Annotated in this window: 18 protein-coding genes; 8 read left to right on the top strand and 10 right to left on the bottom strand. The window is 66.3% G+C overall.

What is annotated here, in order from left to right:
• Positions 1 to 71: 71 nt before the first annotated feature.
• Both FJQ54_RS08565 and FJQ54_RS08560 read right to left on the bottom strand, forming a co-directional pair.
• Positions 72 to 476, bottom strand: coding sequence for a hypothetical protein (locus FJQ54_RS08565; RefSeq protein WP_140928005.1), 405 nt, complete (start codon positions 474 to 476; stop codon positions 72 to 74).
• 60 nt (positions 477 to 536) lie between these two features.
• Positions 537 to 1,349, bottom strand: coding sequence for a DUF815 domain-containing protein (locus tag FJQ54_RS08560; protein ID WP_140928004.1), 813 nt, complete (start codon positions 1,347 to 1,349; stop codon positions 537 to 539).
• 128 nt (positions 1,350 to 1,477) lie between these two features.
• Between FJQ54_RS08560 and yajC the strand changes: the two genes are divergently transcribed.
• Genes yajC through FJQ54_RS08540 form a run of 4 tightly spaced genes read left to right on the top strand, consistent with a single transcriptional unit; the run spans position 1,478 to position 4,783 of the window.
• Positions 1,478 to 1,831: a preprotein translocase subunit YajC gene (yajC, locus tag FJQ54_RS08555; protein WP_140928003.1), complete on the top strand. Its 354-nt coding sequence runs from the start codon at positions 1,478 to 1,480 to the stop codon at positions 1,829 to 1,831.
• Between the two features lie 10 nt (positions 1,832 to 1,841).
• The gene (secD, locus tag FJQ54_RS08550) at positions 1,842 to 3,434 is read left to right on the top strand and encodes a protein translocase subunit SecD (protein ID WP_140928002.1); all 1,593 of its coding nucleotides are present in this window, start codon (positions 1,842 to 1,844) and stop codon (positions 3,432 to 3,434) included.
• A 10-nt stretch (positions 3,435 to 3,444) separates the two neighbouring features.
• Entirely contained in the window at positions 3,445 to 4,419 is a 975-nt protein-coding gene (gene secF, locus FJQ54_RS08545) for a protein translocase subunit SecF (RefSeq protein ID WP_140928001.1), read from the top strand.
• 10 nt (positions 4,420 to 4,429) lie between these two features.
• The gene (locus FJQ54_RS08540) at positions 4,430 to 4,783 is read left to right on the top strand and encodes an Mth938-like domain-containing protein (protein WP_235890374.1); all 354 of its coding nucleotides are present in this window, start codon (positions 4,430 to 4,432) and stop codon (positions 4,781 to 4,783) included.
• Between the two features lie 19 nt (positions 4,784 to 4,802).
• Here the strand turns inward: FJQ54_RS08540 and FJQ54_RS08535 are convergent, their stop codons facing one another.
• The 6 genes from FJQ54_RS08535 to FJQ54_RS17475 are packed head-to-tail and all read right to left on the bottom strand — an operon-like array spanning position 4,803 to position 8,230.
• Positions 4,803 to 5,147 carry a type II toxin-antitoxin system PemK/MazF family toxin gene (locus tag FJQ54_RS08535; protein WP_207790396.1) on the bottom strand — a complete coding sequence of 115 codons (345 nt, stop codon included), beginning with the start codon at positions 5,145 to 5,147 and terminating at the stop codon, positions 4,803 to 4,805.
• Between the two features lie 5 nt (positions 5,148 to 5,152).
• Positions 5,153 to 5,398: a CopG family ribbon-helix-helix protein gene (locus FJQ54_RS08530; RefSeq protein ID WP_140928000.1), complete on the bottom strand. Its 246-nt coding sequence runs from the start codon at positions 5,396 to 5,398 to the stop codon at positions 5,153 to 5,155.
• A gap of 52 nt (positions 5,399 to 5,450) precedes the next feature.
• Positions 5,451 to 5,873 (bottom strand): hypothetical protein, encoded by a 423-nt coding sequence (locus FJQ54_RS08525; RefSeq protein ID WP_140927999.1) that lies wholly within the window; start codon positions 5,871 to 5,873, stop codon positions 5,451 to 5,453.
• Positions 5,874 to 5,877: 4 nt separating this feature from the next.
• Complete coding sequence (locus tag FJQ54_RS08520) at positions 5,878 to 6,846, bottom strand: NAD(P)H-dependent flavin oxidoreductase (protein WP_140927998.1); 969 nt, start codon at positions 6,844 to 6,846, stop codon at positions 5,878 to 5,880.
• Between the two features lie 5 nt (positions 6,847 to 6,851).
• Positions 6,852 to 8,057, bottom strand: a complete 1,206-nt coding sequence (locus tag FJQ54_RS08515) for an NAD(P)/FAD-dependent oxidoreductase (RefSeq protein WP_140927997.1) — start codon at positions 8,055 to 8,057, stop codon at positions 6,852 to 6,854.
• A complete protein-coding gene (locus FJQ54_RS17475) occupies positions 8,054 to 8,230 on the bottom strand; it encodes a hypothetical protein (RefSeq protein WP_181160063.1) in 177 nt (58 codons plus the stop codon). Before FJQ54_RS17475 ends, FJQ54_RS08515 begins: the two co-directional genes overlap by 4 nt.
• Before the next feature lie 60 nt (positions 8,231 to 8,290).
• Between FJQ54_RS17475 and FJQ54_RS08510 the strand changes: the two genes are divergently transcribed.
• From FJQ54_RS08510 to FJQ54_RS08500, 3 genes are all read left to right on the top strand, one after another.
• Positions 8,291 to 9,358 carry an OmpA family protein gene (locus FJQ54_RS08510; protein ID WP_181160062.1) on the top strand — a complete coding sequence of 356 codons (1,068 nt, stop codon included), beginning with the start codon at positions 8,291 to 8,293 and terminating at the stop codon, positions 9,356 to 9,358.
• A gap of 334 nt (positions 9,359 to 9,692) precedes the next feature.
• Positions 9,693 to 11,318, top strand: coding sequence for an N-acyl-D-amino-acid deacylase family protein (locus FJQ54_RS08505; RefSeq protein WP_140927995.1), 1,626 nt, complete (start codon positions 9,693 to 9,695; stop codon positions 11,316 to 11,318).
• Complete coding sequence (locus FJQ54_RS08500) at positions 11,315 to 13,711, top strand: penicillin acylase family protein (protein WP_140927994.1); 2,397 nt, start codon at positions 11,315 to 11,317, stop codon at positions 13,709 to 13,711. The genes FJQ54_RS08505 and FJQ54_RS08500 overlap by 4 nt, the downstream gene beginning before the upstream one ends.
• On the opposite strand, the gene FJQ54_RS08495 is transcribed toward FJQ54_RS08500, so the two are convergent.
• Positions 13,708 to 14,916, bottom strand: coding sequence for a DmpA family aminopeptidase (locus FJQ54_RS08495; protein WP_140927993.1), 1,209 nt, complete (start codon positions 14,914 to 14,916; stop codon positions 13,708 to 13,710). The genes FJQ54_RS08500 and FJQ54_RS08495 overlap by 4 nt on opposite strands.
• 73 nt (positions 14,917 to 14,989) lie before the next feature.
• Positions 14,990 to 15,778, bottom strand: a complete 789-nt coding sequence (locus FJQ54_RS08490) for a TetR/AcrR family transcriptional regulator (RefSeq protein ID WP_140927992.1) — start codon at positions 15,776 to 15,778, stop codon at positions 14,990 to 14,992.
• A gap of 65 nt (positions 15,779 to 15,843) precedes the next feature.
• Between FJQ54_RS08490 and FJQ54_RS08485 the strand changes: the two genes are divergently transcribed.
• Positions 15,844 to 16,332 (top strand): MaoC/PaaZ C-terminal domain-containing protein, encoded by a 489-nt coding sequence (locus tag FJQ54_RS08485; RefSeq protein WP_140927991.1) that lies wholly within the window; start codon positions 15,844 to 15,846, stop codon positions 16,330 to 16,332.
• Positions 16,333 to 16,374 lie beyond the last annotated feature (42 nt).

The raw sequence follows: 16,374 nt of genomic DNA, 5'->3' as shown, positions 1-16,374 counted from the left end.
CCTTCGATCCCGCTTGCTAGACCGGGCCGAAGGGGGATGGCAATGTGTGGCACGCCGGGCGGCGTGCCCGATCAGAACGCGAAACCGGCTGGCACGGCGCGCATGGCGGCTTGCCACAGGCGGATTCGGTCTGTGGGGGGCAGCAGGTCGTTCAGCAGGCCGTGCGCGCCTGCTTCGTCTCCGTCAGCGGCGTGGGCCAGAAGATCGAGGAAGGTCGCTTCGTCCGGCGCGAGCTGGCTGGCGCAGGGCGGGAAGGTGGTGAAGGCGTCTGGCCATGCCGTCACCACGCCCTCCATCAGTGTGCAGAAGGCCGCCGTGGTGCTGCCCAGAAGCGCCGTGAGCACCGGCTTCGGGTTGCGCTGATGCCGGGCCAGCATCACCCACATGCGGGCGGCTTTCAGCTGCACACGGGCGTCTTCGGGAAGGGCGGTCACGGGCGGCGGGGTGAACTGGCGAATGCTGAGATCGGGACGCACGGGCATCTCCTGCGAATGAGTCGCAGGAAAGCTATTGCGAATGGTTTGCAGAAACAAGCTCTATTCTGCGGAACCGTCCGTCGCGGCCCGGCGGGTGAGCAATTCGGTGCGATAATGCCATGCGGTGCGCCCGGAACGGCCGCCGCGCGCCAGTGCGAAGGCGATGGCGTCCGTCTCGTCCAGCGGAAGGCCTTCGGGCTGAAGATGGCGGCGCACCATCTCCAGCCAGGTCTGCTGATCCGGCACATGGAAGCCCAGAATCAGCCCGAAGCGATCGACCAGCGCCAGCTGATCGTCTGCGGAATCGCGGGCGTGGCGGCTGTCTTCGGCGCTGCGCTCCACCAGATGCCGGTGGTTGGAGGTGACAGCGAGGCGCACATTCGCGGGCCGCTCCGCCACGCCGCCATCCAGCAGCGAGCGCAGGATGCGCACCTGCGGATCGGTCGCGGCAAAGGCAAGATCATCCACATACAGCAGGAACGGCCGCCCGGCAGCTTGCAGCCGGGCGAACAGAGCAGGCAGGGTGGCGAGCGAATCCCCGGCAGCCTCCACCAGCGCCACGCCCTCGGCTGCCGCCACCGCGCGCACCAGCGCGGATTTGCCCATGCCCCGGCTGCCCCACAGCAGCATGTCGTGCGAGGGCAGGCCTTTGCCCAGCGCGCCGACATTCTGGCGCAGCGCTTCGATCTGGCTGTCCACCCCGGCAAAGCGGTTCAGCGGCAGGGCGTTCAGGCGCGGCACGGCGTGCAGCCGCTGGCCATCCCAACGGAAGGCGTCTCCCAGCGCCGGGTCTGCCTCTGGCGTGGCATCCGGGGCCAGAAGCTTAAGGCTGTGGGCGATTTGCAACAGGATGGGGGCGATTTCGTTGGGCATGGCTTGCCTGTAGCCGCAGCTAACCCATTTGAAAAAGAGTGTCGCCACGTGTAAGCGCGGCCACTTGACGATTTCCAGCCGATTTTCCGGGCCGACAGCCCGGCACCATTTATGAGGGTCTGACAGACATGTTTTCCACCCCCGCCTACGCCCAGGCCGCTGCCGGAGGCGCCGCAACCGGTGGCATCGGCTATATGCTGATGCAGATTCTGCCGCTGGTGGCGCTGTTCGGCATCTTCTGGTTCCTCATCATCCGCCCGCAGCAGCAAAAGCTGAAGGCGCACCGCGCCATGGTGGACGCCGTGAAAAAGGGCGATGAAGTGGTGACGGGCGGCGGCCTGATCGGCAAGGTTTCCAAGGTGACGGATACCGAACTTGAAATCGAGCTGGCCCCCACCGTGAAGGTCCGCGCGCTGAAGGGCACGCTGTCCAGCGTGACGCCGCGCGGAACGCCGGCCGCCGCCAACGACAGCAAGGCCTGAGTTTTTCCCCATGCTTGATTTCCCGCCCTGGAAGATCTGGGGCATCGCGCTGACGATGCTGCTGGCCGCGATCGTGGCCGCCCCCAATTTTCTGTCCGAGCAGCAGGCCGCCAGCCTGCCCAGCCCCATCCCCAGCCGTCAGCTGAACCTTGGCCTCGATCTTCGGGGCGGCAGCCATATCCTGCTGGAGGCTGATCCGGCCGACGTTCGCAAGATGCGGCTGGAAGTGCTGGAGGAAGTGGTGCGGCAGGGCCTGCGCGACGCCAGCGGCGGGGCGATCCCCTATATGGACCTGTCGGTTGCCAATGGGGCCGTCAGCTTCACCGTGCGCAACGCGGGTGACGTGGACCGGGCGGTGGAAACCATGCGCGGCCTGTCGCAGCCGGTGGGGCAACTCTCCGCGCAGCGCGACATCGAGGTGAATCTGGCCGATTCCACGCGGGTTTCCGTGCGGCCGTCTGCCGCCGGGATCACGCAGGAAACGGATCGCGCCATGGCGCAGGCGGTGGAAGTGATCCGTCGCCGGATCGACGAACTGGGAACCCGCGAACCCACCATCATCCGTCAGGGCCAGACCCGGATCGTGGTGCAGGTGCCCGGCCTTCAGGAGCCTGAGCAGCTGAAGGCGCTGCTGGGCAAGACGGCGAAGCTGGAATTCAAGCTGGTCGATACCGAAGCCGATCCGGCCGAAGCTGCGCAGGGGCGTGCGCCCGCGGGTAGCCAGGTGGTGCCCAACGCCGATGGCGGGGTGCTGGTGGTGAAGCGCCGGGCGCTGATCACCGGCGATCAACTGGTGGACAGCCAGCCGTCGTTCCAGGAAGGCATGCCCGTCGTGTCGTTCCGCTTCGATGGCGTGGGCGGCAAGCGTTTCGCCAAGGCGACGCAGGAAAATGTCGGCAAGCCCTTCGCCATCATTCTGGACAATCAGGTGATTTCCGCGCCGCGCATCAATGAACCGATCCTTGGCGGCTCGGGCATCATCTCGGGCAATTTCACTACGGAAAGCGCGAACCAGCTGGCGATCCTGCTGCGCTCGGGCAAGCTGCCGGTGGAACTGAAGGTGATCGAGGAGCGCACAGTCGGCCCCGATCTGGGGGCGGATTCGATCCGCGCCGGGGCCATCGCCTCTGTGCTGGCCACGGTGCTGGTGGCGCTGTTCATGCTCGTCACCTATGGCCGTTTCGGCATCTATTCGGTGGTTGCGCTGCTGCTGAACGGCTTGCTGATTTTCGCGGTGATGACGCTGATCGGGGCCACGCTAACGCTGCCGGGCATCGCGGGCTTCGTGCTCACCATCGGCGCGGCGGTGGATGCGAACGTGCTGATCAATGAACGCATCCGCGAGGAATTGCGACGCGGCAAGGCACTCGTTCAGTCCATCGAGCTGGGCTATAAAGAGGCCTCGCGCGCGATTTTCGACGCGAACGTCACCAATGTGATCGCCGCCGTGATGATGTTCTGGTTCGGCTCCGGGCCGATCAAGGGCTTCGCCGTGGTGCTGATCATCGGCATCATCACCTCGGTGTTCACCGCCGTGACGGTGACCCGCCTGCTCGTTTCGCTGTGGCTGCGCCGGGCGCGCCCGCAGCAGCTGGTGCTGTAAGGAATAAGTGATGCGACTTCTGAAACTTGTTCCCGACGACACGAACATCCCGTTCCTGAAATGGCGCAACGTCGCCATCTGGTTCTCCATTGCGCTGATCGCGGCCTCCATCGCGCTGGTCGCCATTCGCGGCCTGAACTTCGGGGTGGATTTCGCGGGCGGGCTCATGATCGAAGCCCGCTTCGACAAGCCGGTGGAACTGGATGACCTGCGCGCGACAGTGAACGAAGCCGGGGCCGGGGACGGCAATCTGCAGACCTTCGGCGATCCGCGCACGGTGGCCATCCGCCTGCCGCTGCCCGAAGGTGACGATGCTGCCGTGCAGGCGGTGGTGAAGCAGGTGCAGGGCAAGATCGAGGCGAGCAACCCGGATGTGGAATTCCGCCGGGTGGAAACCGTTTCCGGCAAGGTTTCCAACGAGTTGATCCGTGATGGTGCGCTGGCCATGCTGCTGGCGATGATCGGCATTTCGATCTACATCTGGTTCCGCTTCGAATGGCAGTTCGGCGTGGGCGCGTTGTTCGCGCTGGTGCACGACGTGGCGCTGACGATGGGCTTCTTCGCGCTGACGCAGCTGGAATTCGATCTGAACACGGTGGCGGCACTGCTGACGATCATCGGCTATTCGCTGAACGACACGGTGGTGGTGTATGACCGGATCCGGGAAAATCTGCGCAAATACCGCAAGATGGACATGGCCGAGATTCTGAACCTGTCAATCAACGAGACGCTGTCGCGCACCATCGTCACCTCTTTGTCGATGATCATCGCGCTGGGCACGCTGGTGCTGCTGGGCGGTTCGGTGCTGTTCGGCTTCTCGGTGGCGATGCTGCTGGGGATCGTGATCGGTACCTTCTCGTCGATCTTCGTCTCCGCCCCGCTGCTGCTGTGGCTGGGCGTCACGCCCGACAGCTTCATCGCCAGCGAAGCGAGCGCGGAAGACCGGCTGAAGGCGAAGAAAGCCACCGAGCGCGGACAGGTCTGAGCGCCGCCACATGAGCGGGATGCGGATGCGCCCCTCGCCCTCGCGGATCGAGGGGCGGACGGCCGATGGCTGGGTGGTTGCCGGGCGGCTGTATCGCCCGGCGCTGTTGTTGACGCAGGCGTTCGCGGGCACGCTGCCCCGGCTGGACTTCGCGGCGCTTGAGAGCGTGCAACTGCCCGAACTGGAGGGCGTGGAGCTGCTGCTGCTGGGCACCGGCGACACACTGCGCCGCCCGCCCATGGCCTTCACCGAAGCCCTGCGCCCCCGCGGATGGCGGGTGGAGCCGATGGACAGCGCCTCTGCCGCGCGCACCTTCAACGTGCTGGCAGCCGAGGAACGGCTGGTGGGGGCGTTGATCCTCTAGCCGCAGTGGGTCAGGCGGCTCAGCGGCCGAGCACCCGGTCCAGCCCGTCGAAAATGGCGAGCAATTGCCGTCGCGCAACCTGTCCGGCGGGTTGCTGGAGGCGGCGTTTGTCGAGCGTGACGGGCTGCGACACCATCGCCACGCAATCCCGATCCAGCCCGCTGTTCAGCGCCGTCAGCAGCACGTTGCCGGGAAAGCTCGCCCATTTCAGATTCGATGTCAGCGGCACACAGAGTAAGGTCGCGATCCGGCTGGCGTTCAACGCGTCGCATTGCAACACGATCACCGGCCGATGATAGCCGGGTTCGGAGCCCTGCGGTTCACCGAGATCCACCCACCAGATTTCGCCCTGAGCGATGGTCAAGCCATTTACCACTCGATTTGGCGCAACCGTTGCAATCCCTGTTGCGCGACCATCTCCGTCAATTCGTGATCATCTTCCGCAAGGCTGTCGATCGCGGCATTGGCAGCCTCGGTAACCTGATCAGGTGCGTGGCTCGCCAGATACAGCCGCAGCGCGCGCGCATACAGGTCGCTGCGCGAGGTCTGCATCCGCTCGGCGAGGCCATCAGCTTCGTCAAACAGGGCATCCGGGATGGAAACGGCCGTCTTCATACTAGGGGTATAACCGAAGGCTAGCCACAGTTCAAGTCTGGCCAGCAATCCTTCAGTGCGCTTTCCGTCGCAGGAAGATGGCGATCAGCGCATACACAGCCGCCACGCCCAGACCATAGATCAGGCGGAAGCCGGAGGAGAGGGCGGAGGCTGTCCATGCCTCTTGATTGAGCGCTCGCAGCGACTCCACGAACATCGCGTAATAGAGCCACGCCAGCGCGGCGGTCGCGACAATCGCGCCCGGCACTGCCCATCTGAAAGTCGGCAGGCCGCGATGCAGGCTGCAGCCAAGCCCGACCAGCAGGAATGGGGCGAGCAACAGTAGATAGGCCAGAGGCGTGGTTTGGATGACCACATGGTCTGCAAGCGGGATTGCGCGTATCGCAAGCGCTTCGGTCGCCATGATGATCGCCAGCCCGGCCAGCGCGGAGAGGATCAGATAGGGCCAGCGGCGCGTGGCGAAGGCGCCGCCCATCGGTTTACTCCGCCGCCAATGCCGCTGCCGCGCCCCCGCTGATGCGTGCCCTGGCGGCGGCATATTCCCCCTTCAGCCGCGCGATCAGCTCGGCTGCGGGCAGCACGGACTTGATCGCGCCGATGCCTTGCCCGGACCCCCAGATGTCGCGCCAGGCCTTGGCATCGGTGTTGCCGCCGGAGCCGAAGTTCATGGTGCTGTAATCGCCCTTGGGCAGATTGTCCGGGTCCATCCCGGCCGCGACGATGGAGGGGCGAAGGTAATTGCCCGACACGCCCGTGAACAGGTCGGAATAGACGATGTCGGACGCCGTGCCGTCGACGATGGCCTGCTTGTAGCGCTCGTCCGCGCGGGCTTCCGTGGTGGCGATGAAGGCCGAGCCCATGTAACCGAAATCGGCCCCCAGCGCTTCGGCCGCAAGGATGGCGTTGCCGGTGCCCATCGCGCCCGAAAGCGCCAGCGGGCCATCGAACCATTCGCGGATTTCCGCGATCAGCGCGAAGGGGCTGAGCGTGCCGGCATGGCCCCCCGCACCGGCGGCGACGGCGATGATTCCGTCCGCGCCCTTTTCGATCGCCTTTTTCGCGAACTTGTTGTTGATCACATCGTGCAGCACCACGCCGCCATAGCTGTGGATGGCGGCGTTCACATCTTCCCGCGCGCCCAGCGAGGTGATGACCACCGGCACCTTATATTTCACCACCAGTTCCAGATCGGCCATCAGCCGGTCCGTCGACTTGTGGACGATCAGGTTCACCGCATAGGGCGCGTCATCCGGGCCCAGTTCCGCCGAAAGCCGTTGCAGCCACTCCTCGAACTGGGGCAGCGGCCGGGCGTTCAGGCTGGGGAAGCTGCCGATCACACCCGCCTTACACTGGGCGATCACAAGATCGGGGTTGGAAATGATGAACAAAGGCGAGCCGATCAGCGGCAATTGCATGCGGGCCTTCAGCTTCGCGGTGATCGGGTTCATTCGCCTTATCCTTCCATCTGTTTCAGCGGGGTGGTCGTGTCGGCGAGCATCGCGGGCGATATCCGCGCGCCGCGCTCCACCAGAGCCTTGCCCTGCACATAATCCCTTGGCGCGTTGATGCAGTCGAGCGCGATCACTGCGCCAGCCCTCAGATAGACGAGGGACCAGCCACCTGCCGCCGGGTCTCCGCGAACCACGGTTTCGTCATGGCCGAGCGACAGCCCCACCGTCTGCAGCTTCAAATCATATTGGTTGGACCAGAACCACGGGCAGGCGTCGTAAGGCTTCGCGCTGTCCCCGTGCACGATATGGGCGGCGGCGGCCTTCGCCATGTCCACCGCATTCTGCACCGATTCCAGCCGGATGCTGCCCCGCGCATAGCGGTTGGGATGGGCGGCGCAATCGCCGATGGCGTAGATGTGGGGCAGGCTGGTGCGGCAGTGGCTGTCCACCGTCACCGCATCCAGCCCCAGCGGCGCGACGGAGGGGACAAGCCCGATCCCCGCAATCACGAGATCGGCGGGCAGCAGGCGGCCATCTGCCAGCCGCACGCCGCTCACCCGATGCGCACCCTCCAGCCCTTCCACCTGCGTGTTGAGCAGGATGGTCACGCCATGCGCTTCATGCGCGGCCTTGTAATAATCGGACACGGCAGGCCCGGCCACCCGCGCCAGCAGGCGTGGCTGTGCTTCCACCACGGTGACGTCCTTGCCCTGTTTCGAAAGCACGGCGGCGGTTTCCAGCCCCACATAGCCGCCGCCGATGATGACGATGCGCTGCGCGCTGTGCAGGTCTGCGCGGAGGTCGTCATCGTCGCGGCGGGTGCGGATCATGTGCACCCCGCCCAGCTCCGCGCCCGCGCAGGACAATTTGCGCGCATGGCCGCCCGCCGCCCAGATCAGCGTGCCGAAAGCGAAGCGGCGGCCGTCATCCGCGATCGCCATACCGGCTTCGACGCTGACGATGGTGGTGGAGGTGAGAATCTCGACGTCGCGTTCGGCCCAGAAGGCGGGCGGGCGCAGCAGAAGCCGGTCCGCCGGGCGCTCGCCAGACAGGTAGTCCTTTGACAGCGGCGGCCGCTCATAGGGCAGGTCCGCTTCTTCTCCCACCATGGTGATGTGGCCGGTGAAGCCCTCTTGCCTGAGAGAGATGGCGGCCTGCGCCCCCGCCTGCCCGGCACCGACGATCAGAATGTCCGTGCTGTGTGTCATTCGTCTGCCTGCACCTTGATTTCCGGGGCGAATTCGACCGCCGCAGCGGCGACAGCCGAACTCATCCTCCACATGGGCCATGCGCATAGCGGCAAGTCACGGCCGTCGCCAAGCGGCGATTGATCGCGGACGCGCTGATGCAAGCCCGACTTGGCAACCTCCAGGAAGAACATGCCTTTGACAGTCAGGCCGGACAGGTTCAGGTTCCGCCTTCAACTATGGGAGCGAGCATCATGGCAAATCTGGTTGAGACGATATTGTCGAGCCTGCCTGCGAATACGGGCGACGCACTGGGGGCGGCATTGGGCGACAGCCCGGATGCCAGCTTCAAGGGATTGTCCGCGATCCTGCCGTTGCTGTTGGGCAGCTTTGCCGGGAAGGCCGCGTCCGGATCGGATTTGTCGGGTCTGCTCTCTCTGGTGACGGGCGCGCTGTCTGGTGGCAACCCGCTGGACAACCCGGCCGCGCTGCTCAGCGGCGGCACCTCGACTGCCGGGATCGGCGGGCTGGCCTCTCAACTGCTGGGGTCGAACATCGGCCCGGCGTCGTCCGTTGTCTCCAACCTGTTCGGGCTGAAGCCGGGCACGGTGCAATCGCTGCTGACGCTGGCCGGGCCGCTTCTGGCGGGCGGTATCGGCAAGGTGCTGGGCGCGACGCCCACGCCCGCCTCGCTCGGCAAGCTGCTGCTTTCCGAGAAGGACAGCTATGAAACGGCGCTGCCCGCCGGGCTGCGCAACCTGATCGGCCCTGTGGCGGCTGCCCCGGCTGCCGTCCCGGTGGAAACGGCCGCTGCCGCATCGGGCTGGTGGAAGTGGCTGCTGCTGGGCCTCGCGCTGCTGGGCCTGCTGTGGTGGCTGTTCGGCCGTGGCCACAAGGAAGAGGTCGCCGCCCCGGTGACGCCCGCCGTGGTGGAAACCGCACCTGTTGTCGAACCGGCCCCCGTGCCGACCGGGGCAGGAGTCGTTTCCGAAGAGCGCGAAGGCCGCCCGGTGCTGGTGGTGTTCTTCGACGTGGGCAAGAGCGACGTGACCAACGATCTGGCCCCCGCATCCGCCACCGTGAAAAGCTATGTGGACAGCCACCCCGGCGCCAAGCTGTCGGTTTCGGGCTATAACGACCCGACTGGCGACGCGGCTGCCAATGCGGCGCTGTCCAAGAGCCGTGCCGAGCAAGTGAAGGCGGCGCTTGTCGCGGCGGGTTTCGCGGCCGACCAGATCGACCTCGACAAGCCCGCGGCGACCACCGACACGTCTGACAGCTATGCCGCTGCCCGGCGGGTGGAAGTGACCGTGAAGGAATAATTTCCCGTTTCGTCACCGCAAGGAGGGGCCGGAGGCGCGAGCGTCCGGCCCTTTTTTGTGGGCGATTATATCCTTTGCAAGCAGGCATCGCGCCCGCCCTCCAGCCGCTCAGGCTGAGCTTGTCGAAGCCCCGGACGAGAAAGCGCAACGGCTGAGCCGGGCGGCATGCTCCATGGGCTTCGACAAGCTCAGCTTGAGCGGGGGAGAGGAGTGGTGGTGAAGGCCGGCGGGTTTGCAAGGGACGTAGTCGCCAATTTTCGTGGCCCGTTCCTGTGGGCACGCGATCCACTTTCGTCGCTCTTGCCAGTGGGGATTGCGCGCGATACAAAAACTGATGCGAACATCATATTTCTTTCGCACCTGTGCGCTTCCGCTTCTCGCCGGTCTGCTGGCGGCCTGCACCACGGGGCAGACGCATGATCTGCTGATCGTGGGTGGCCAGATTGTGGATGGCACCGGCGCACCGCCGAAGCCCGCCGCCATCGCCATCGACGGCGACAGGATCACGGCGGTCGCTCCCTCCGCGCGCGGCCTGAAAGCGAAGCGGATCATCGACGCGACGGGCTATGCGGTGGCGCCCGGCTTCATCGATCCGCACAGCCATGTGCCGGAATCGATCGGCAACATGGCAGGGGCGTTTCTGGACGAGCAGGATTTGACGCAGGGTGTGACCACCATCGTCGCCGGGCCGGACGGCGCGGGCAGCCCCGCTTCCATCCGCGCCTTCCATGCCGAGGCCGCGCGGCGGGGAAGTGCGGTGAATCACGCCTGCTACATCGGCCACAACGGCATCCGGGAACAGGTCATGCCGGGCCAGCGCCGGGCCGCGACAGACAATGAAGTGGCACGCATGGCGGCGCTGGTGCGCGAGGGGATGCAGATGGGCTGCGTCGGCCTCTCCACAGGCCTGATGTATGATCCCGGCATGTTCGCGAGCGAGGCGGAGGTGCAGGATCTCGCCCGCGCGGTGAAGCCGTTCGGCGGCAGTTACGACACCCACACCCGCGATCCCGGCTTCAAGATGCTGGAAAGCGAAACCGAGGCGGTGCGCTTGGGCGAGGCGACCGGCGTGCCGGTGAAGCTGGCGCATCTGAAGGCGGTGGGGCTGCTGAACAAGGGGCGGATCGGCGAGGTGATCGCCATGGTGGAGGCGGCGCAGGCGCGCGGCGTGGCGGTGGTGGCGGATCAATATCCGTTCGATGGCGCGACCGTGCGCTATATCCGCGAACTGTTCCTGCTGCCCAGCGGCAAGGCCCCCGATCAGGCGGCGCTGAAGGCGGCGCTGGCCGATCCGAAGGCGCGCGCGGCGATGCAGACCGCGACCGAGCAGGGCGTGAACGGCGGCTTTTCCTGGGTGAAGGCGGTGGGTTACGGCTCCATGCGGATCGTCGACGCGCCGGATGCGCCCGAACTGGTGGATCGCAACATTGAGCTTCTGGCGAAGGAATGGGGCCTCAGCCCGTTCGACACCTTCGCCCGGCTGGCGACTGAGCATCAGGATCTGCGGCTGACGCTGGGCAGCGTGGACGAAGCCGATATCCAGACGCTGATGCGCCGCCCGTGGGTGATGATCGCCAGCGACGGCTTCTATGCCGATCAAAAGGTGCTGGCGGCGGGCAAGGCGCACCCCCGTTCATGGGGCAGCTTCACCCGCGTGCTGGGCCATTACAGCCGCGACGTCGGCCTGTTCCCGTTGCAGGAAGCGGTGCGCCGGATGACCTCGCTGCCCGCCGATCATCTGGGCCTTGTGGACCGGGGGCGGATCGCGCCGGGCAAGGCGGCCGATATCGTGATCTTCGATCCCGCCACGGTGAATGCGCGGTCCACCTATCTGCAGCCCTCCGCGCCATCCGCCGGGATTCGCACCGTGCTGGTGAACGGCCGCGAGGTGCTGCGCGACGGCAAGGTGACGGGCGACACGCCGGGCATCTTCCTGAAGCGGCAAGCCGCGCCGAAATGAGCCGCTGGCGCAAGGCCGGGCGCATCGCGCTGTGGACGCTGGGCGGCGTGGCGCTGCTGGCGGTGGCGGGCGGCGTGGGCGGCTATGCGTGGCTGCGCACCTCTGTGCCGGACTATGCGGGCACGCTGGAACTGGCGGGCGCGCAGGCCCCGATCCGCATCGTCCGCGATGCGAACGCCATCCCGCACATCTTCGCGCAATCACGGGCGGACGCCTTTTTCGCGCTGGGCTTCGTGCACGGGCAAGACAGGCCATGGCAGCTGGAAATGGCCCGCCGCGCCGCACGGGCGGAAATCTCTGAAGCCGTGGGAGACAGCGCGCTGGCGACGGATCGGCTGGTGGCGGCGCTGGATATCCCCGCGCTCGCCGCGCGCACCGATGCGCGCAACAGCCCCGCCACGCGGGAGGCGATCCGCGCCTATGTGGCCGGGGTGAACGCCGCGATCGACAGCCACCGGGGTGCGCCCGCGCCGGAGTTCGTGCTGCTGGGCATCCGCCCCGGCCATTGGACTGTGTCAGACGTGAACGCGCTGGGCGGGCTGATCGCACTGGGCTTCGGAGACTGGCGCGACGAGCTGATGCGGGCACGCCTGCTGCCCCGGCTGGGCTGTGAGAAACTGCGCGACCTTTACGCCTCCCCGGCGGACAGCGGGCCGCCGACCTATCCGGATCAACCCGCCGCCGCGCCTTTGGCGGACAGTTGCGGCTTGCTGGCCTTTGGCGCGGGGGCGAAGGCAGCCGAAACCGGCCTTCCCCATGGCCGGGCCATGCCTGCTTCCAACAGCTGGGCAGTGGCGGGCAACCGCACCGCCAGCGGCAAGCCGATCCTCGCCAATGATCCGCATGGCGGGCTGACGGCACCGGCCGATTATTACCCGGTGCGGCTGAACTGGCCGGGGATGGAGATCGTCGGCGTGACGCGGGCCGGGTCTCCGGTGATTGCCTCGGGCCGCAACCGCGACATTGCCTGGGGTGTCACCGATATCATGGCCGATCAGGCCGATCTGTTCGTGGAACGGCTCGATCCGGCGGACCCGTCGCGCTACCTGACACCGGATGGGCCGCAGCCGTTCCGCGTGCGCCATGTGAAGATCGCGCGGAAAGGCGGCGGGGCCGAGACGCTGACGCTGCGCTATACACGGCATGGCGTGGTGATTTCCGATTTTGACGCCGATGCAGCCGAATTGCTGCGCACCGGCATCGGCCCGGGCCATGTGATCGCGCTGGCCGGGCTGGAGTATCCGGATGGCAATCCGCTGGTACAGGCCTTTCTGGGCATGGCCGAAGCAAAGGATTGGGCGGGTTTCCACGCCGCCTCGCGCGAATTCCTGTTGCAGCACAATTTCGCCTTCGCATCGCGCAGCGGCGACATCGGCATGGTCTCCGTCGGCTGGTTGCCGCAGCGCCGCAGCGACGGTTTCCTGCCGGTGCCCGGCTGGGACGGGCGGCTCGACTGGGCGGGGCATCTGCCGTCGGCGAACTGGCCGCAGGTGTTGAACCCGGCGCGCGGATACCAGTTCAACGCCAACAACCGGCTGCTGCCCGGCAGCGGCGCGGCGCTGGACAGCCACAGTTTCGAACCCGGCTGGCGCGCCACCCGCATCGGCGAGACGCTGCAAGGCACACAGGGCGCGACACTGCGCTCCATGGCGGCGCTGCAACTGGATGTGCGATCAGCCGAAGTGCCGGTGCTGATGCCGCTGATCCGCGCGGCGCGGCCGCACAGCGCCGAGGGCAAGGCCGCGCGCGAGGCGCTGCTGGCGTGGGACGGCACGATGGCGCGGGACCGGGCCGAGCCGCTGATCTGGGCCGCATGGCAGCGCGATCTGGCGCTGCGGCTGATGAAGCCCGCAATGGGGCCGCTGGCGGACGCATGGCTGGCGCAGAACAAACCCCGCTTTGAACGGCTGCTGCGCCCCGGCAGCCCATGGTGCACCGATTGCGCGGGCGAGGCCGGGGCCGCGCTGGACAGCGCCATGGCCGGGTTGCACGCGACGCAGGGAGACAGGAAGGGCTGGCGCTGGGGGGAACTGCACGCCGTGACCTTCCGGCATGAGATTTTCAGCTTCGTGCCGCTGATCGGGCGGTGGATTTCGCCGCGCGCGATTGTGGGCGGGGATGCGAACACGGTGAACGCAGCGCAGGGCAAGCCGTGGGGGGATAACCCCTTCGCCACCGATTATGGCCCGCGCTATCGCCAGCTGATCGACCTCTCAAAGCCTGAGGACAGCCTGTTCATGATCGCGCCGGGGATGTCCGGCAACCTGCTGTCGCCATGGTTCGGGCATCTGGCCGGGCGCTGGAGCGAGGGCCAATATGTGCGGATCACCGGATCAGCGGCGCAGGTGGCCAACGGCGGCACGGGGACGATCCTGATCGAGCCGAAGCGCTAACGCGTCAGCCGCCCATGCGCTTTCAGGATCGCCACCAGCTGGTCCGTCGGCAGGGCATGAACCGTCACGCCGTTCGCCCCCGTCATCGTCTCTGAGGCGACCAGCTGGTTCACCAGCGCCTCCTCCGTCGCCTGCACGGTGGCTTCGAACAGCGGGTTCAGGATGTCGCTGCTGAGGTCTGAAATCGGCTTCAGCGGCGGCGGGGTTTCGCCGGGCATCAGGCGATTGGTGGTGGAAAAGGCCAGCGCCATTTCGCCGGACAGATTCGCCGCCGTGCTGCCGTTGCGGCCCACGCCAAGCACGGCGCGGCGGGCCATGCGCTCCAGCTGGTGCGGTTGCAGCGGCGCATCGGTCGCGATCACCACCAGCAGCGAATTCTTCTCTTGCGGCTTGCCCTTATCCGGCCCCATCACCGCGACTCCATTCACCTCCGGCCATGCGCCGGTGATGGCGTCCCCCACCGGGATTCCGGCGATGCGCAGATCCTGCCGGTTGCCATGATTGGCCTGCACCAGCACGCCCACGGTGAAGCGCCCGGCCGGGGTTTCCACGATCCGGGAAGATGTGCCGATCCCGCCCTTGAACGCATAGGCGATCATGCCGGTGCCGCCGCCCACATTGCCTTCGGGCACCGGGCCGCCCTTCGCGGTTTCCAGCGCCGCGAACACGTCGGCCGGGGTAACGGGCTTGCCGAACACATCGTTCAGGCGGCCATCCAGCGTTTCCGCCACCACCGGCAGCACACGGGTGGTGAGCAGGGCGGGCGGCACCGTTTTCAAAGACCAGTCCATCAGGCTCTGGTGGACGATGCCGACATTGCCCGAACCCGTCAGCGCCACCGGCCCCATGAACAGCCCGGCTTCATCCACAAGGTGCATCCCCGTCCACTCGCCGGTGCCGTTGATCACGGCGCGACCGGCGGCAACGCCCGCCAGACCCGCCCGGCCCAGCGGATGGATGATGGTGACGCCGGTACGCACGGGTCCGCGCCCCGGTTCCAGCCGGCCTTCTCCCCGGATCAGCGTGACATGGCCCACTTCCACACCGGCCACATCGGTGATGGCGTTGAACGCGCCGGGGGTGCCATCGAAGGGAATGCCCAGATCGCGGGCGCGCGGCTTCGCGTCTGCCGCGGCTGCGATCAGCAGCGCGCAGCCGCACAACAGGATGGCGAAGCGGGGGAGGGCGGGGACGGCGCGCGGCATATGAAAGGGCTCCGGTCAAAAAACTGACGTCAGTATCAGTTTTTGTCAGAACCTTGTCAACGCGGCAGGGCCGTCAGCCCGGATCACGTCCCACCAGCGCGGTTGCCGCAGCGGCGGCCGGGCGAAGATCGATGTCGGCCGGAATCCGCCCATACAGCGCCTGATGCCACAACACGGAGAGATAATCGGCCAGATCCTCATGGCTGGGCGCGACCCGCAGTTGCAGGTCCACCAGCGCCGGGTCCGGGTGGATCAGCAGCTTGCGCGCCAGTTCATCCATCATCGAGCCGAGCGCATAGGCCGACAGCAGCGCCACATCATGGGGCAGGGCGGTGCCATGTTCGCGCAGGATCGATTGCGCAATCCGTTCATACCATTTCTTGTTGGCGGCGTTGGAGAGATTGCGGAACTCCTCCACTTCGTCGCCCAGTTGCAGGATGCAGCGCATCAGCCCGGCGTTCGCGGCCGTCACCTGCACCCATTTCATGTTGGAGGCGCGAATGGCTTCGAAGGCGCTTTTGCCGGAATGCCGTGTCGCCATCATCTTCATCGAGGCTTCGAGGCATTCGCCCAGCACCACGCTGGTCACCTGCTCTTTATTGTCGAAATAGAGGTAGAATGTGGCCGCCGCCACGCCCGCCGCATCGCAGATGTCGGACACGCGCATGGCGTGATAGCCCACTTCGTCCAGCACCTGAATCGCGCCGAATTTCAGCTTGTCGCGCGTGCGTTCGCCCTTGGTCTGCTTGGGCGCGGTTTCGATCAGATGCGCCAGATAATCGGCATAGCGAATGAACGAGGTCACATCTCTGGGCACCGCCTGAGCCGCTTCGTCCTGCTGCTGTCGTGCTGCTTTTCCCATCGTCCCCGAACCTTGCGTGAAAAATATGATACTGATATCAGATTTTGAAATCTTCGAGGGATATAATGGCGGATCAGCGGAAAAGCGCAATTGCAACGGCACAAACAGGCGATCTTCTGGGGGTATCCGAATGGGTTACCATCACCCAGCAGATGATCGACAGCTTCAGCCGGGCGACGCTGGACGATGATCCGATGCACACCGATCCCGTCTGGGCTGCGGAGAAAGGCCCGTTCGGCAAAACGGTATCCTATGGCTTCCTCACCATGTCGCTGCTGACGCACCTGATGCACGATGCGATGCAGGAAGGCCCCGCGTGCGAGCCGGAACAGACGGGCTATTTCCTGAACTTCGGCTTTGATCGGCTGCGGCTGGTGGCCCCCGTTCCGGTGGACTCCCGCGTGCGCGGCGAGTTCCGGCTGGCGACACGCAGCCGCGACGAGGCCGGGCGAATCCGCCTCGGCGTGGACGTGGTGATCGAGATCGAAGGTGCAGGGCGGCCCGCGCTCTCTGCCCTGTGGGTCGTGGTGTGGGTGCCGCCGGAACAGGCGTGACCGGGCGAGATTCGAATAGCGTTGGACAAATTTATGAAGCTG

The organism is Sandaracinobacter neustonicus, assembly GCF_006385875.1.
GTDB classification, from domain to species: Bacteria; Pseudomonadota; Alphaproteobacteria; order Sphingomonadales; family Sphingomonadaceae; genus Sandaracinobacteroides; species Sandaracinobacteroides neustonicus.
The sequence above is the reverse complement of the archived record's forward strand: the minus strand, read 5'-3'. Positions and strand labels throughout refer to the sequence as shown.

What these genes read in the sequence shown, in the direction of transcription:
- FJQ54_RS08560 (WP_140928004.1), bottom strand. Translation starts at nt 1,349, where the DNA reads ATGCCCAACGAAATCGCCCCCATCCTGTTGCAAATCGCCCACAGCCTT.
- FJQ54_RS08530 (WP_140928000.1), bottom strand. Translation starts at nt 5,398, where the DNA reads ATGAAGACGGCCGTTTCCATCCCGGATGCCCTGTTTGACGAAGCTGAT.
- FJQ54_RS08495 (WP_140927993.1), bottom strand. Translation starts at nt 14,916, where the DNA reads ATGCCGCGCGCCGTCCCCGCCCTCCCCCGCTTCGCCATCCTGTTGTGC.
- FJQ54_RS08505 (WP_140927995.1), top strand. Translation starts at nt 9,693, where the DNA reads ATGCGAACATCATATTTCTTTCGCACCTGTGCGCTTCCGCTTCTCGCC.
- yajC (WP_140928003.1), top strand. Translation starts at nt 1,478, where the DNA reads ATGTTTTCCACCCCCGCCTACGCCCAGGCCGCTGCCGGAGGCGCCGCA.
- FJQ54_RS08500 (WP_140927994.1), top strand. Translation starts at nt 11,315, where the DNA reads ATGAGCCGCTGGCGCAAGGCCGGGCGCATCGCGCTGTGGACGCTGGGC.
- FJQ54_RS08510 (WP_181160062.1), top strand. Translation starts at nt 8,291, where the DNA reads ATGGCAAATCTGGTTGAGACGATATTGTCGAGCCTGCCTGCGAATACG.
- FJQ54_RS08485 (WP_140927991.1), top strand. Translation starts at nt 15,844, where the DNA reads ATGGCGGATCAGCGGAAAAGCGCAATTGCAACGGCACAAACAGGCGAT.
- FJQ54_RS08520 (WP_140927998.1), bottom strand. Translation starts at nt 6,846, where the DNA reads ATGAACCCGATCACCGCGAAGCTGAAGGCCCGCATGCAATTGCCGCTG.
- secF (WP_140928001.1), top strand. Translation starts at nt 3,445, where the DNA reads ATGCGACTTCTGAAACTTGTTCCCGACGACACGAACATCCCGTTCCTG.
- secD (WP_140928002.1), top strand. Translation starts at nt 1,842, where the DNA reads ATGCTTGATTTCCCGCCCTGGAAGATCTGGGGCATCGCGCTGACGATG.
- FJQ54_RS08515 (WP_140927997.1), bottom strand. Translation starts at nt 8,057, where the DNA reads ATGACACACAGCACGGACATTCTGATCGTCGGTGCCGGGCAGGCGGGG.
- FJQ54_RS08540 (WP_235890374.1), top strand. Translation starts at nt 4,430, where the DNA reads ATGAGCGGGATGCGGATGCGCCCCTCGCCCTCGCGGATCGAGGGGCGG.
- FJQ54_RS17475 (WP_181160063.1), bottom strand. Translation starts at nt 8,230, where the DNA reads ATGTTCTTCCTGGAGGTTGCCAAGTCGGGCTTGCATCAGCGCGTCCGC.
- FJQ54_RS08525 (WP_140927999.1), bottom strand. Translation starts at nt 5,873, where the DNA reads ATGGGCGGCGCCTTCGCCACGCGCCGCTGGCCCTATCTGATCCTCTCC.
- FJQ54_RS08490 (WP_140927992.1), bottom strand. Translation starts at nt 15,778, where the DNA reads ATGGGAAAAGCAGCACGACAGCAGCAGGACGAAGCGGCTCAGGCGGTG.